The organism is Thermomicrobiales bacterium, from assembly GCA_037045155.1.
Taxonomy (GTDB): Bacteria; Chloroflexota; Chloroflexia; order Thermomicrobiales; family CFX8; genus JAMLIA01.
In genome coordinates this window covers 959,976-974,270 of the sequence record JBAOIG010000005.1, presented here as the reverse complement: position 1 = coordinate 974,270, position 14,295 = coordinate 959,976, and the positions used below count along the sequence as shown (strand labels likewise).

At 66.6% G+C, this 14,295-nt stretch carries 15 protein-coding genes; 8 read left to right on the top strand and 7 right to left on the bottom strand.

The features are described from left to right. The first annotated feature begins 107 nt into the window (after positions 1-107). Both V9F06_14585 and V9F06_14580 read left to right on the top strand, forming a co-directional pair. Positions 108-362 carry a hypothetical protein gene (locus V9F06_14585; protein MEI2618838.1) on the top strand — a complete coding sequence of 85 codons (255 nt, stop codon included), beginning with the start codon at positions 108-110 and terminating at the stop codon, positions 360-362. Between the two features lie 89 nt (positions 363-451). After that, the gene (locus V9F06_14580) at positions 452-1,150 is read left to right on the top strand and encodes a TerC family protein (protein MEI2618837.1); all 699 of its coding nucleotides are present in this window, start codon (positions 452-454) and stop codon (positions 1,148-1,150) included. A 9-nt stretch (positions 1,151-1,159) separates the two neighbouring features. Here the strand turns inward: V9F06_14580 and V9F06_14575 are convergent, their stop codons facing one another. Both V9F06_14575 and pepF read right to left on the bottom strand, forming a co-directional pair. Beyond that, on the bottom strand, positions 1,160-1,699 hold the full coding sequence (locus V9F06_14575; GenBank protein ID MEI2618836.1) for a methylated-DNA--[protein]-cysteine S-methyltransferase: 540 nt from the start codon (positions 1,697-1,699) through the stop codon (positions 1,160-1,162). Beyond that, positions 1,699-3,516, bottom strand: a complete 1,818-nt coding sequence (gene pepF, locus V9F06_14570) for an oligoendopeptidase F (protein MEI2618835.1) — start codon at positions 3,514-3,516, stop codon at positions 1,699-1,701. The genes V9F06_14575 and pepF overlap by 1 nt, the downstream gene beginning before the upstream one ends. A 170-nt stretch (positions 3,517-3,686) precedes the next feature. On the opposite strand from pepF, the gene V9F06_14565 reads away from it, so the two are divergent. Then, entirely contained in the window at positions 3,687-4,286 is a 600-nt protein-coding gene (locus V9F06_14565; protein MEI2618834.1) for a copper resistance protein CopC, read from the top strand. Positions 4,287-4,323: 37 nt separating this feature from the next. On the opposite strand, the gene V9F06_14560 is transcribed toward V9F06_14565, so the two are convergent. Continuing rightward, the gene (locus V9F06_14560; GenBank protein MEI2618833.1) at positions 4,324-4,716 is read right to left on the bottom strand and encodes a hypothetical protein; all 393 of its coding nucleotides are present in this window, start codon (positions 4,714-4,716) and stop codon (positions 4,324-4,326) included. Positions 4,717-4,829: 113 nt separating this feature from the next. Between V9F06_14560 and V9F06_14555 the strand changes: the two genes are divergently transcribed. Next, positions 4,830-5,927, top strand: a complete 1,098-nt coding sequence (locus tag V9F06_14555) for a glycoside hydrolase family 172 protein (protein MEI2618832.1) — start codon at positions 4,830-4,832, stop codon at positions 5,925-5,927. Here the strand turns inward: V9F06_14555 and V9F06_14550 are convergent. From V9F06_14550 to V9F06_14535, 4 genes are all read right to left on the bottom strand, one after another. Further along, positions 5,924-6,637, bottom strand: coding sequence for a ribonuclease activity regulator RraA (locus tag V9F06_14550; protein MEI2618831.1), 714 nt, complete (start codon positions 6,635-6,637; stop codon positions 5,924-5,926). The two genes, V9F06_14555 and V9F06_14550, sit on opposite strands and share 4 nt — an antisense overlap. After that, positions 6,634-7,563, bottom strand: a complete 930-nt coding sequence (locus V9F06_14545; protein MEI2618830.1) for a dihydrodipicolinate synthase family protein — start codon at positions 7,561-7,563, stop codon at positions 6,634-6,636. Before V9F06_14545 ends, V9F06_14550 begins: the two co-directional genes overlap by 4 nt. A 143-nt stretch (positions 7,564-7,706) precedes the next feature. Continuing rightward, a complete protein-coding gene (lepB, locus tag V9F06_14540; protein MEI2618829.1) occupies positions 7,707-8,303 on the bottom strand; it encodes a signal peptidase I in 597 nt (198 codons plus the stop codon). 115 nt (positions 8,304-8,418) lie between these two features. Beyond that, positions 8,419-9,237, bottom strand: a complete 819-nt coding sequence (locus V9F06_14535) for a siderophore-interacting protein (GenBank protein MEI2618828.1) — start codon at positions 9,235-9,237, stop codon at positions 8,419-8,421. A 147-nt stretch (positions 9,238-9,384) separates the two neighbouring features. Here V9F06_14535 and V9F06_14530 point away from each other — a divergent pair, with 147 nt between their 5' ends. From V9F06_14530 to V9F06_14515, 4 genes are all read left to right on the top strand, one after another. Continuing rightward, entirely contained in the window at positions 9,385-9,849 is a 465-nt protein-coding gene (locus V9F06_14530) for a chromate resistance protein ChrB domain-containing protein (protein MEI2618827.1), read from the top strand. A gap of 251 nt (positions 9,850-10,100) precedes the next feature. After that, a complete protein-coding gene (locus V9F06_14525; GenBank protein MEI2618826.1) occupies positions 10,101-11,624 on the top strand; it encodes a hypothetical protein in 1,524 nt (507 codons plus the stop codon). 108 nt (positions 11,625-11,732) lie between these two features. Then, positions 11,733-13,013, top strand: a complete 1,281-nt coding sequence (locus V9F06_14520; protein MEI2618825.1) for a hydroxyacid-oxoacid transhydrogenase — start codon at positions 11,733-11,735, stop codon at positions 13,011-13,013. Between the two features lie 8 nt (positions 13,014-13,021). Further along, positions 13,022-13,738 (top strand): CpsB/CapC family capsule biosynthesis tyrosine phosphatase, encoded by a 717-nt coding sequence (locus V9F06_14515; protein MEI2618824.1) that lies wholly within the window; start codon positions 13,022-13,024, stop codon positions 13,736-13,738. Positions 13,739-14,295: the final 557 nt, after the last annotated feature.

Here is a 14,295-nt window from a genome sequence, read left to right as displayed (position 1 = left end):
GTGTCGCGGGCTGGCCATCGTGTTGCTCTGGGTCTTCACAGATCGGGAGAACGGTGGTATCACGAACATCGTCGGTCATCGTGTTTCGCGTGTAGAAAGGGGACTCCATGAACGAGATCTTTCCCGTCCTGGCCGGCGTCCTCGTCGGTATTATCGCGATGCGGATCGCGTCACTGCGCGTGAGGACAGCCGCTATCATCTTGCTGAGCGTCGTGTTCGGCATCGCAGCCTCGGCTATCAGCGGCGAGCTGGCGCTGACCTGGGAGTTTGTCCTGGTCGACATCCCACTGGTCGCGATCTCGTCACTGGTAACGGTCTTCGTGGTGCGACGGATCTTCTCCGCCAATGTCGCCCATCGCTGATCGAGCCGGCGCCACGCGGCTATCCGGCAGCGCCTTCGCCAATCTCGCTGCCGAGTAGCCGCCAAATTATGTGTTAGGCCCCTGTTAACGTGACGATCGCGCTCATCACCGGAACGCTCACCATCATCCTGATCAACGTGCTGCTCTCAGGAGACAACGCCGTCGTCATCGCGATGGCGTCCCGACGCTTGCCACCTCCACAACGGCGCAAAGCGATCCTCGCTGGCGGAGCCGGGGCGATCGTGCTGCGCGTTGTCTTCACCATCGTCGCCAGCATCCTGCTGCGCATCCCGCTGCTTCAGGCGGCCGGCGGCGTGATGCTGGTCTGGATCTCCTGGCGGTTGCTGCGCGAGGAGCAGGACGAGCAGGACATTCAGTCCGCGACGACCGTCTGGGGCGCATTTCAGACGATCGTCGTCGCCGATCTGTTGATGAGTCTGGATAACATCCTCGCAATCAGCGGCGCGGCAAATGGGTCGATCGGACTGCTCGTCTTCGGGCTGCTCGCCTCAATGCCGATTATCCTGTTCTCATCCACGCTGATCGCCCGGATGATGAACCGCCTGCCGTGGCTGAGCCTGGTCGGCGCGGTGATTCTGACGATTACCGCCGCGCGGATGGTTATCGACGACAAGATCGTCAATACCCACATCTCCCCGACCCACCATCTGCTCGCGCTAACCGTGCTGGCCGTCACATTCACGGCTGTCGCTGTCGGCCCGTCCGCCGCCGGCCATCTCCTGCCGGCGCGCGCGCGCACACACGACTCGCGCGATCAGGTCGTCTGAATCATGCGATCAGCGCGGCTGGCTCGCCCGGCTCTCCATCTCCAGCAGTGCCGCCTTGATCTCGAGACCGCCACCGTAGTCGCGCAGGCTACCGTCGGCGCCGATAATCCGGTGGCACGGAATATAGATCGACAGCGGGTTCGCTCCGTTTGCCGCGCCGGTGGCCCGCACTGCCCGTGGCCGGCCGATCTCAGCAGCGATCTGGCCGTAGCTGCGAGTTTCCCCGTAGGGGACAGATCGCACCGCCGCCCAGACCGCCTGCTGGAATGGAGTGCCCCGCAGGTCGAGGGGCGCGCGCAGCTCGGCGAGCTGGCCGGCAGCATATTCGTCCAGCTCGGCGATCGCCTGCTCGACGATCGCGTCCGCGGCTCCTGCCCCGGCTTCAACGATGCGCGCATCGCGCCCCAGCCAGCGATGTACCCAGCGGTCCCATGCGTCCGGCCGGGCCGGCCGGAACTCGAGGCACAGGAGCCCGGCCGGCCCGGCCAGAAGCTGGCCCGGGCCAAACCGCGACTCCCAGATCGCATAGCGCAGAAGCAGATCGCTCATCAGTGAGAGTCCGCCCCGCCCAACAGCCGCTCGAGCTCGTCGATCAACGATTCAAACAGGTCGAGCGCCCGATCAATCGGCTGCGGCGACGCCATGTCGACTCCCGCGCTGCGCAACAGGTCGATCGAGTAGCGAGACGAGCCGCCGGAGAGGAACGCGCGATACCGCCGACGGGCCGGCTCGCCCTCCTCAATGATCTGCCTGGATAGCGCCGCTGCCGCCGAGATGCCGGTCGCATATTGATAGACATAGAACGCGCGGTAGAAATGCGGGATCCGTGACCATTCGGCTGCGACGTGCTCGTCGACCTCGACATCCGGCCCGTAGTACGTCCGGCAAAGCTCGGCGTAGCGCGAATCCATCAGGTCGGGAGTCAACGCGTCGCCCGCCTCGACGTGGGCATGGGCCCAGCGCTCAAACTCGGCGAACATCGTCTGACGCATCAGCGTCCCGCGGAGATCCTCCAGCACGTGGTTGACCAGATACGCCTCGAACAGCCGGTCGTCGGTCTGGCGACGGAGCGCATCGGTCAGGAGCAGCTCGTTGACGGTCGATGCGACCTCGGCGACGAAGAGCGTGTAGTGGCTATAGACATATGGCTGCGTGTTGCTGGAATAGTGCGAATGCATCGCATGGCCGGCCTCGTGTGCCAGCGTAAAGACATCGCGCAATTGACTGGACCAGTTCATCAGAATAAACGGATGGACGCCGTAAACACCCCACGAGTAGGCGCCGCTCGTCTTGCCAACATTCTCGTAGACGTCCACCCAGCGCGAGTCGAGGCCACCCGCCAGCACCGAACGATAGTCGTCACCCAGCGAGCCGAGCGCGCCCAGCACCGTCTCAACGCCCGCCTCCCAGGTGAACTCGCGCTTGACTTCAGCGACGATTGGGACATACAGATCGTAGACGCCGAGCCGATCCAGCCCGAGCACGCGCTTGCGGAGCGCAATGTAGCGGTGGAGCAGGCCCAGTCGGCCGTTGACCGTCGCGATCAGGTTGTCATAGACGTCGAGAGGGATGTTGTGCGGCGAAAGCGCTGCCTCGATTGTCGAGCCATAGTTATGGACGCGCGCGTAGAAGGCATCGGCCTTGACGCTAGCGGCGTAGGTTGCAGCGAGTGTGTTGCGATGGTCACGATATGCCTGATGCATCAGCGTGAATGCCTGCTTGCGAACATCTCGCGACCGGCTCTCCAGAAAGCGTGAGTAGCTGCCCTTGGTCAGGACGACCGAATTACCATCCTCGTCGGTGACCGTTCCATAGCGCAGGTCGGCGTCGTTGAGCATCGAGAAGATCTGTCCGGGCGCCATTGCCATCTCGCCGGCCGCCGCTAGCAGCCGCTCCTGGTCGGCAGAGAGGACGTGGGCGCGCTGGCGCAACAGACTCTCGAGGGCATGGCGATACACCGCCAGTGCCGGCTCACCATCCAGGTACGACTCAATCACGCCGTCCGGCATGGCGAGGATCTCCGGCTCGACGAACGACCCGACCTCGCTTGCGTCGACGCTCAGCTTGACGGCGCGATCATAGTTCGCAACGGCCTCGGCGTTAGCGTTGTCCTCGTCCTTGCGGAGTCCGGCCCAGGCGAAGATGCGGCCCAGCCGGTTGCCGATCGAGTCCTGGAGCGCAAACGCGGCCAGCAGCTGGCCGGCGCCATCACCGAGCGTGCCCTGCATCACTGTTAGACGTGGCAGATCGGCGCGGACACTCTCGATTACGGCCTCCCATGCCGCCTTGTCGGGGAAGATCGCAGTCAGGTCCCAGGTGTCGTCGGCTGGGATCTCGGCGCGGGCGCGGGGCGCAATGGTTACCATCGGATGCCTCTCGTGTCTGGCGTGACATCGCCCTGCGGGGCGGTTCTGTCCGGCGCGTCTCCGTGGGCGTGTCGCAATTTCGCGCTGACTATAGCAGCCGGCCGGCGGGCTATGATTGCCGACGGCACGCCGGGGGACGACGTGAGACGCAACAGGGAGGACCGAACCACGTGATATCTCGATTTCAGTGGCTGGCGGCGATATTGACGCTCATCCTGGCGTTATCGGCGGCAACCGTTCTCGCGCACGAGGCTCCGGCCCGATCCAACCCGGCCGATGGCAGCGTTATCCCCACGGCGCCCGCGCAAATAACGATCACCTTCCCCGGCGAGCTCGACGCGACCGGCAGCTCAATCAGGGTGCTCGACCCGGACGGCAAGGACATCACGCCAGGCAGCGCGGGCGTCGATCTGGAGAACCCCGACCGCAACATGCTCGTCGCATCGTTGGCCGGCGACCTGCCAAACGGCAGATATACGGTTGACTGGGTGGCGCTATCGCTTGCGGACGGCCACAAGACAACCGGCGACTTCAGCTTCACAGTCGATCCGAATGCCCCGGCGCCGACCGCCCAGAGCGCGGCGTCTCCAACCAGCGCCACGAGTGTCGGCGCTGCTTCTGCCAACCCGACAGCGTCTGGCGGCGACACCAGCGGAAAGGGGTCGTCGAACGCCAAGGTCTACTTCGCAATCGGCGCGGTTGCGGTGGTTGCGCTGAGCGCGGCGGCAGCCTCGGCCCTCGCCCAGCGGGCGAGGAAGCAGTCGCGGTAGGCGCTACCGTAGCGCCGGTCGGGATACTCGCCTCGCGCTATTCCTCCGTCGCGCTGGCCAATTCGGGAAAGCCGTGGCGCAGCTCGTCGGGCGAATACCGCGAGCGGATCAGCGGCCCCGCGCTGCTGAGCCGCAGCCGCCGGCCGTTGGGATCGTCCTCCTCGCCCACTGGCGCGACCGTCACCGGTCCATGCCACGGCTCGTAGACGCCGCCATACGGGTGGAAGCGGATATGGAGATCCGCGGCGGCGCTGAGCCGGGCTGCGGACTCGCTATCGACCGCGATCTCGCCGCGCCAGTCAGCGAGCGGCAGGTGCTGGCCGGCCATCTCATAGACAACGATGCACCAGCCCCGGGCCAGCTCCTCGCCGTCGGCGCCCACCGTAATGACCCCAGGCAGCGTCTGTGTCTCAACCGGCATCGTCCGCACCCGCCTTCCTCGCTCGTGGCTGTCTCGCTGTCCCCTATCGTAAACCGTCTACGGGCGCTATGCGATCATACGCTCGCCCGATCGACGGACTATCAACGACGGAGGGGGACACAGTGGGCGAATTCAACGGCCTCGGCATGCACCTGGGCAACCTCGCCCGGCTGAGCAACGCGAAAACACGCTCGATCTCGGCCGAGAACTTCACCGGCGCGAAAGGTCAGGGCGGCATGGCGACAGAAGGAACTGGCGCAATCGCCGCCCGCGAGCTTGGCCAGGGCTGGAAGGTCTCGCCGAGCATCGTCATTCCGGGGGACGCGACAGTGATCCTCGCAGACATCGACGGCCCCGGCGCGATCCAGCACATCTGGCTGACCGTCACGCCGGCTGCCTGGCGACAGCTCGTCCTGCGCTGCTACTGGGACGACGAGGAGACCCCATCGGTCGAGACGCCACTGGGAGACTTCTTCTGCAACGGCTGGGGCGTGCGCTGCAACATCGCCTCGCTGCCGGTAGCCGTCAACCCGGCCGGCGGGTTCAACTCCTACTGGGAGATGCCCTTTCGCAAGCGGGCGAGGATCACGATCGAGAATCTGCGTCCCGACGAGGTGCGCGGCTTCTACTACCAGATCACCTACGCGCTGACCGACGTCGAGGACGACCGCGCCTACCTGCATGCCCAGTGGCGACGCAACAACCCCCTCCCCTACAAGGAGGTCCACACGCTGCTCGATGGCGTCCGCGGCCAGGGCCAGTACGTTGGGACGTACCTCGCCTGGGGCGTCAACAACAACCGCTGGTGGGGCGAGGGCGAGATCAAGTTCTACCTGGACGGCGACGACGACTGGCCGACGATCTGCGGCACCGGCGCCGAGGACTACTTCGGCGGGGCGTGGAACTTCGAGCAGCCGCAGGGCGAGTACGGCACGTTCTCGACTCCGTACCTCGGCCTGCCGCAGGTGATCCGGCCGGACGGCCTCTACGCCAGCCAGCAGCGGTTCGGCATGTATCGCTGGCACGTCCCCGACCCGATCCGCTTTGCCACCGACCTGCGCGTCACGATCCAGGCGCTCGGCTGGCGGACGCCGGTCGGCGGCGAGCGCCGGTACCTGCCACTGCAAGACGATATCGCCTCGACCGCCTTCTGGTATCAGGCCGAGCCTCACGCGCCGTTTCCACAGCTGCCGGACGCGAACGGGCTGGAGGTGATCTAACCGCGACGCTTGGCGAACTCGGCCCGCGTGGCCTCGTCGGGCGGGTAGATGCCGTGGATCGACGCGCCGGCCCGGATCTTCTCCAGGACGAACGCCTCGATCTCCTCCTGCTCCAGGGCGGCCAGCGCGATCTCCTCGGCGGTGGCGCGCGGCAGGACGACGACCCCCTCGGCGTCGCCAACGACGACGTCGCCGGGCATGACCAGCACGCTGCCGCAGCCGATCGGCACGTTCAGGTCCGCTGGATGGTGGCGCACGGCGCTCTGGCTAGCGTGAGCGGCGCGGCAGTAGGTCGGGAACTCCATGGCGCGGAAGGCCGGCACGTCGCGCAGCGCGCCGTCGGTGACCAGCCCGACCGCGCCGCGCACCTGCATCCGGGTCGACAGGATATCGCCCAGCACGCCGGCCTCGACATCGCCGCGGGCGTCGATCACCAGCACATCGCCGGGGCCGACCGATTCGACGGCGATGCGCTGAATGCTGGCGCGGTTGTCGGTCGGCCCGAGGTCGAGATCCTCCCGCATCGGGACGTAGCGCAGGGTGAAGGCGTAGCCGACCATCCGCAGGTCGGGCCGCACCGGCGCGACGCCGGCCATGAACGTCGTCCGATACCCGCGCTTCAGCATCTGTGAGGTCAGCGTCGCGGTGCTGACCCGCCGGAGCGCGTCCTCTGCCTGCGCCGAAAGGTAGCAGGTCGGCCGGTCGTTCATCGGTCATCTCCTTCGTTTGCGCTCGGCGGGAACTCATCGTCCATCCGCAGCCAGGCAAGCGTCGCGGCAAGATCGTCGGCGATGCCGGGCGCGAGCTGCGGGCCGGGCTGGCGGACAAGCGCCGTGTCGATCAGCCCGCGATGACGCAGGATTTCCTTGCGGATGGCGACGCCGAGCTTCGGCTGGCCCTCAAAGACGAGCAGCGGCAGGTAGCGGTAATAGGTCTCAGCAGCGGCTACGCGGTCGCCATCGCGCCACGCCCGCCAGATGCGGACGAGCACCTCGGGGTAGGCGAAGCCAGTCATCGTGCCGGCCGCGCCGCGCCGGAGCTCGTCGAGCAGATAGAGCCCGCCCGAGCCACCGACGACGGTCGTGCCGCGGTCGCCGAGCAGATCGACCAGTTGGGCGATGCGCTGCGGCGTCGGCGGATCCTCCAGCTTGACAGTCACGATCGACGGCGCGGCATCAACGAGCGCAGCCATGTCGGCCGGCGACATCGTGACGCCATTCACTGGCGGATAGTCCTGCAACGTGATCGGCAGCGTCGTCGCCGCGCTGACGCGGGCGAAGTGGCGAGTGAGCGCCGGCCCTGGCTGGACGAACGTGGGCGGGGCGATCATGACGCCGGCTACACCAGCCCGCTCTGCCTCGCGGCAGGCCTCGATCGTCGCCTCAGTCGACTCGCGGCTGGCGCCGACAACGACCGGGACGCGGCCGGCGGCCGTCTCTACCACGAGCTCGACGACGCGGCGACGCTCGCTATCGGTCAGCTTGTGCGCCTCGCCGGCCACGCCAAGCGCGGTCAGTCCATCCGCCCCCGCGCCGATCGACACCTCGATCAAACGCGCGAGGCTGATCTCATCCAGGCTACCGTCGTTGAGGAATGGCGTCGTCAGGATCGTATAGACGCCGGCCAGTGGTCTCATCGCGTTCCCCACCTCCGCTCCAGCGCGCGAACGGTATCGCTGGAACGCATGGTAGACCACGCCTCGCGCTTTTGTCTCGCGTTACGGGTTACGACGAACGAGCCATCGAAACAGGAGGGGGCAGTTGTGTTGTCGAACGTGAGCTAGGAGCCGACGCCGATCGCGTTCGGCGGCCAGATGCTCACCAGCACATTGCCGATGATCGCCTTCTCATCAACCGGGCCGAAGACACGCGAATCACTGCTGTTGGGCCGATTGTCGCCAAGCACAAACACCGTCCCCGGCGGGACAACGAGATCGCAGAAGGCAGTGTGGTAACAGGTCGTCGAGACGCCGTGCAGGTACGACTCGCCGAGCGGCTCGCCATTGATCGTCACCTCGCCGTTCTCGATCAGGACATGGTCGCCGGGCAGGCCGATGACGCGCTTGATGTACGGCTCGGTGCTCTGCACTGGCGGGTTGAACACGATGACATCGCCCCGGTGCGGCGACTGAAACCGATAGACACCGTTGAGGATCACCCGATTGCCGTTATGGTAAGTAGGTGACATGCTCTCGCCCTCGATCGCATAGGTCGGGGCGACGGTGCGGATGCCGAAAAACAGCGCCGCGCAGAGCAGCAGAAAGCGGATTGTCGGCAGCCAGGCACGAACAGGGTTCACTGGCTTGACTGACTGCAGCGGTTGGGTCGGCTGCTGTTCGAGGTGTTCAGAATGGGCCATCTCATCCGTCGGGATCACCGGGATCCCCCTTCATCAGCTCGGTGGGACGGGGTCGTTGCGTGGACGACCGGCTGGCGGCGCGCCGTCTACGGCGCGCCACTCAAGGTGTACCAGACTCGGCGGCGGATGCAACCTACTCGTCGAGCGGGAGGTGATGATCGTAGTCGGTCACAGTCCGCTTCCAGTAGCCGGTGAAGCGCGTGCGCGGCTCCGGAACTCCGCGCTCGGTCAGCAGGTGGCGGCGCGTCTGGCGCATCGAGACAGCCTCGCCGGCTGCCCAGCAGAAGATGTTGCCGGCCGGAAGCTCGAGCTCGCGCATCGTGTTCGCAATGAGATTGCTCGTGTCACCGGGGTGATCATCGCGGTGCAGCCAGACCAGCCGCAGATCCGCGGCAGTCTCGATCGGCGTCTCCACGGCAGCGTTCGCCACCTCGATGATCGCGAGCGCCGGGATGCCGGCCGGCAGCTCCTCGAGTCGCCGCGCGATCGACGGCAGGCCCGTTTCGTCGCCGGCAAGCACGTAGCCATCGACCTGGCCGGCGATCATGCGCGATCGACGCGGGCCGCTACAGCCGAGGTAGTGGCCCGGCTGGGCGTTCACCGCCCAGGTCGACGCCGATCCGCCCTCATGGACGACGAAGTCGAAGTCCACCTCGCCGGCCTCCGCATCGTATCGCCGCGCTGTGAACTCACGGTTCGGCGGGCGCGTGCCTTCCGCGAAGACCAGCTTCGAGCCGTCTACCTCCGGCCGCCACGATGCATCGGTCGGATCCGCCGGAAAGAACAGCCGTATGCCGTCGTCAGGCGCGTCCGTACGGAACCCTGCGATCTCATCTCCGCCCAGGGTCACTCGCACCATGTTCGGGGCGATTCGCTCCGATCGAATAACCTGGAGCATGCGGAAGACAAACGGATGCTGCACAACCTGAATAGGAGATTCGACCTCGGACACGGCGTCCTGCTTTCATCAACGTACCGACACAACCTTGTCTATCGTGTCATTGTCAACAGGCTGTCAAGCCCCATGGTTCGGCGGGCTGGTGACATCGGCCGCAAGAGGCGGTATCCTCGCCCGCGTTGATAATGCGAAGGAGGAGCAATGGCTACGAAATGGGTGACTCGCGAGAGTGTGCGGGTCGATCGCGTCTCCAGCTCGTGGTTGATCCTGTCGTTCGTCGATCCGGACGCGACATTGTTGTACGTGCCGACTGACCAGGTGCTCGCGGTCGCCGAGCAGGAGAACGCAATCCCGTTCGACATCCCGGGCGTCGAGATGGGCCATCACGGCGACGAGTGCGCGTTCGACGCGATCCTGAGGGCCCACGGGCCGAAGGATGACGAGGCGCTGGCCGGCGTCGCCCGCATCGTGCGTGGCGCGGACACACCGAATAAGGACCTCACCCCCGAATCGCGCGGGCTCAACTCGATGGCGAACGGCTTCAAGCGCATGGCGCAGGCCGGCGGCTACGACGACCGTGAGTCGATCCGCCGCCAGTGGTACGTCTACAACGCCCTTTACCTCGCCTGCGGCGGCGACGCGGCCAACCTGAAGGATCCGATGTAGCCAGCAGACCGCGCGGTAGCAAACTACCCGCGTGTCATCGAACGGCCAGCAGAATACAAGCGTCTGCTGGCCGCTTGCACACCCTGTCCGACACCCAACGCCACTCCCCCACAGAGCACCCCAGCCGGCACGGCCGGCATGCTATAGTCCCCGCATCGACTCCGTTCGCCTGGCACGCGCATTCCAGCGGTCCTGCCTCCCACGCACGAACGCCGAAGAGTGCGTTCCTTTCGTGTGAAGGAGATCGAGAGATGGTCAGCCGCCTTCTGCCTCGCATCGTTATCGCCGCCATGCTCGCCGCATCTATCGCGGGTATCACGCCACCACCGACCGCTGCCGCCCCGCCGGCCAACGACGCCTTCCAGAGCACCTGGGCGCGCACGGACCAGCCGGTCGTCGTCGGCAACGCGACCCGCACCTGGATGTGGGGCCCGGAGGCAAACTCCCACGCGGGCATCGAGCCATATAAGGAAGCGCCCCGAGGCTGGCGGACGGTCCAGTATTTCGACAAGTCCCGCATGGAGATCACCCATCCCGACGCGTCGGACGACGGAGTCTGGTACGTGACCAACGGTTTGCTCGCCACCGAGATGATCTCCGGCAGCCAACAGATCGGCGACGATCAACTCGCCTTCGGAAGCCCGGCCGAGATCAATGTCGCTGGCGACCCGGATGACCCGACCGGCCCGACCTATGCGACGTTCACCGCTCTGTCGTTCCCCGGCTACACGGTCGATCCAGCGATCGACGCGGCGGTTGCGTCGCGGATCGACCGAGATGGCGCCGTCCACGACGATCCGACTCTCACCGCCCGCGGCGTCACGATCACCTTCTACGACTCCGTCACCCAACACAACATCGCCGGACCGTTCTGGTGGTTCATGAACTCATCAGGCGTCATCTTCGACGGCAGCGGCTACGTCAACGGCAGCCTCTTCCCGGACCCGTTCTATGCCACCGGCCGGCCCATCACCGAACCCTACTGGGCCAACGTCAAGGTGGCTGGAACCTACAAGGATGTCCTGATGCAGTGCTTCGAGCGCCGCTGCCTGACCTACACGCCAGACAACCCCGAGGGCTGGCAGGTCGAGGCGGGCAACGTCGGCCTGCACTACTACGCCTGGCGCTACCAGCTCTTCCCCGGGACGGGACCGCGGGCAGGAATGCCGAACTACTGGTCCAACCTCGCCGGCTGGACGCAGTGGCCGGCCGGCAATTTCGCAGCCGGTGACAGTCGCTGGCTCGGTGGACCAGCCGGCACGGCCGCCATCAGCAACGAGGAGTACCAGCTCGCGATCTCCGGCGAGGTCGGCGCATGGGTCGGCGTCACCGCTCCGGCAGGGGCGTTCGACGACATCGTCGCTCACGTCGGCGTGCGATCGCTCCTCGGGACGGCCCACGACGGCGACCGGAGCTGCCTGCTGAGTCGGGTCCTGCAGGACGGCCCAGACCTGCGCTTCTACGCGCTCTGCATTCGGTGGAGCGAGGACTTCGTCGCGTTCTACTACCAGCGGGCCGGTGGCGTCGAGAGTGTGGACTGGTTCGTGCCGCCGGGCGTCGCGTCAGCGCCCTTCGGGCTGAATTACGACCTCACGATCGTGGCAGTCGGCGCGGATCTCTGGTTCGTCGCCAACGGGCAAATGCTGGCCCATGTCACGCACTCCGGGCCACTTGTTGGAAACGTTGCGCTCGCCGTCCAGCGAGGCGCTCCTGGGTATACAGACACCGAGTCTTTGTTCCACGATTTCTCGATCGCCGCCGCTCACCTGCCCTGACGATCCGGCCTACCCGACCGTCGCTGGCGCGCCTGCCGACGTTGCGGATACGATGCACGCGACCGCCGACAGCCAGCGTGGCCGACAGGTTGTTGATTGGATGGGGATATGCCAGCGACCGAGACGATCTTTACGATGGACACGTCCAGCATCAAGTACGGGCCGGGGGCGACCCGCGAGGTTGGCGAGGAGATGCGGCGGCTCGGCGCAAAGCGCGTGCTGGTCGTGACGGATCCGCGCCTCAGCGCCAGCCAGCCGGTCCAGACGACGCTGGAGTCGCTGCGGTCGGCCGGGATCGAGGCCGAGCTGTACGACAGGACGCGGGTCGAGCCGACTGACGCGTCGTTTCTCGACGCCATCGCGGTGGCAACCGAGGGCAGGTTCGACGGCTACGTCGGCATCGGCGGAGGGTCGAGCATCGACACGGCCAAGGTCGCCAATCTCTACGCGACGTGGCCGGCCGACCTGCTGGAGTACGTCAACGCGCCGGTCGGCCGGGCGACGCCAGTGCCGGGGGCGGTCAAGCCGCTGATCGCCATCCCCACCACCGCCGGGACCGGCAGCGAGACGACCGGTGTCGCGATCTTCGATTATGTCGCGATGCATGCCAAGACTGGCATCGCCCACCGAGCGCTGCGTCCGGTCATGGGCATCATCGATCCGGACAACACCCGGACGATGCCGCCGATGGTCGCGGCGTGCTCGGGGTTCGACGTGCTCTCGCACGCGGTCGAGTCGCTGACGGCGCTGCCCTACAACCAGCGGCCTGCGCCAGAGAGCATCGCGATGCGGCCCTCCTACCAGGGCGCCAACCCGATCTCCGACATCTGGGCATCCAGGGCGCTTGAGATGGTCGCGGCGAACATCGTCCGTGCCGTCGAGCATCCTGACGACGACGAGGCGCGCGGCCAGATGCTGCTGGCGTCGGCGTTTGCCGGGATCGGCTTCGGCAACGCCGGGGTGCACCTGCCGCATGGCATGTCCTACCCGGTCTCGGGGATGGTCCGCGAGTACCAGCCGGCCGGCTACGACGTCGGCCACCCGATCATCCCCCACGGCATGTCGGTGATGCTCAACGCGCCGGCCGTCTTCCGCTGGACCAGCTCGGCGAACCCGGAGCGCCACTTGCTGGCGGCACGGCTGATTGGCGCCGATGTCGAGGGCGCCGCTCCGGAGGACGCCGGCCGTATCCTCGCCGACGCGATGATCGTGCTGATGCGTCAGACCGGCATGCCCAGCGGCCTGGCCGCTGTCGGCTTCGAGGGCGACGACATCCCGGCGCTGGTGGCCGGCACGATCCCGCAGCACCGCGTCACGAAGCTCTCGCCACGCCCAGCGTCGGAGGAGGACCTGGCCGGCCTGTTCGCCGACGCAATGCGCTACTGGTAGCCGGGCGGGTGATCGACCTCCACACCCATATCCTGCCCCACATCGACGACGGGGCGACATCGTGGGACACCGCCGTCGCGATGGTTCGGCGGGCCGTCGAGGACGGCGTCGGGACGCTGGTCGCCACCCCGCACAGCCACCACGTCCGCGGCCGGGACATCCGGGGCGCGACGCAGCGCCTGCAGGAGCTCGCCGATGCGGAAGGGCTGGACGTGACGATCCTGCCGGGGAGCGAGGTGCGGATCGTCGCCGGGCTTGACGCCGCCTGGCGCGCCGGGGAGCTGCAGTCGATCGACGACGGCCCCTGGCTGCTGCTGGAGCTGCCGCTGCACGACGAGTGGCCACTGCCGCTGGTGCTGGGCGCGATCGAGCGGCTACGCGCCGTCGGGGCGCGGCCGATCCTCGCGCATGCCGAGCGCTACCCGTTCGTCCACAAGCGCCCGGCCGCGGTCGCCGAGATCATCGCGCTCGGTGTGCCTGTGCAAGTCAACGCCGCCTCGCTGTTCTACCGCGAGTCCGACCTCGACCGCCGCGCCGCCGAGGCGCTCATCCACGCCGGCCTCGCCCACCTGATCGCCAGCGACGCCCACAACGTCCGCTATCGCCCGCCGGGCATCAGCGCCGCGATGGAGCGTGTGGCGAAACTGGCCAGTCGGGATGTCGCCGCACGCATGCAGGAGCTCGCCCGAGCGATCGTCGAGCGCCGAGAGGTGGATGTCTCGTAGGGACAGCGCCGCTGGCCTGTCCGCGGTGGGGCGCCCGATTCCCAATTCCCAACCCCTTAGGGGTTAGGAATTTAGGAATCTGGGAATCCCGCCAACACAGACCGGCAGCATCCCCCGCCTTTTGTCATTCACTGCCCGGAGGGCGCCCGCGCAGCCGAAGAATCTCCCCCGCTGGATGCAGTCGAACGCAGGAGAGATCCTTCACTGCGGTTCAGGATGACAAAGGCACGGGGTGGCTGTCGGCGCCAACTGCTTGTGGTAGCAGCGTGCTCAGGGCGATTCCTAATTCCCAATCCCTTAGGGGTCAGGAATTTGGGAATTCAGGAATCTGGGAATCCCGCCGTCGCAGACCGGCAGCATCCCCCGCCTTTTGTCATTCACTGCCCGGAGGGCGCCCGCGCAGCCGAAGAATCTCCCCCAGCGCAGATGGTGATCGAACGCAGGAGAGATCCTTCACTGCGGTTCAGGATGACAAAGGCACGGCGTGGCTGTCGGAACCAACCGCCGGTGGTAACAGCCCGCTCAGGGCGATTCCCAAATTCCCAATCCCTTAGGGG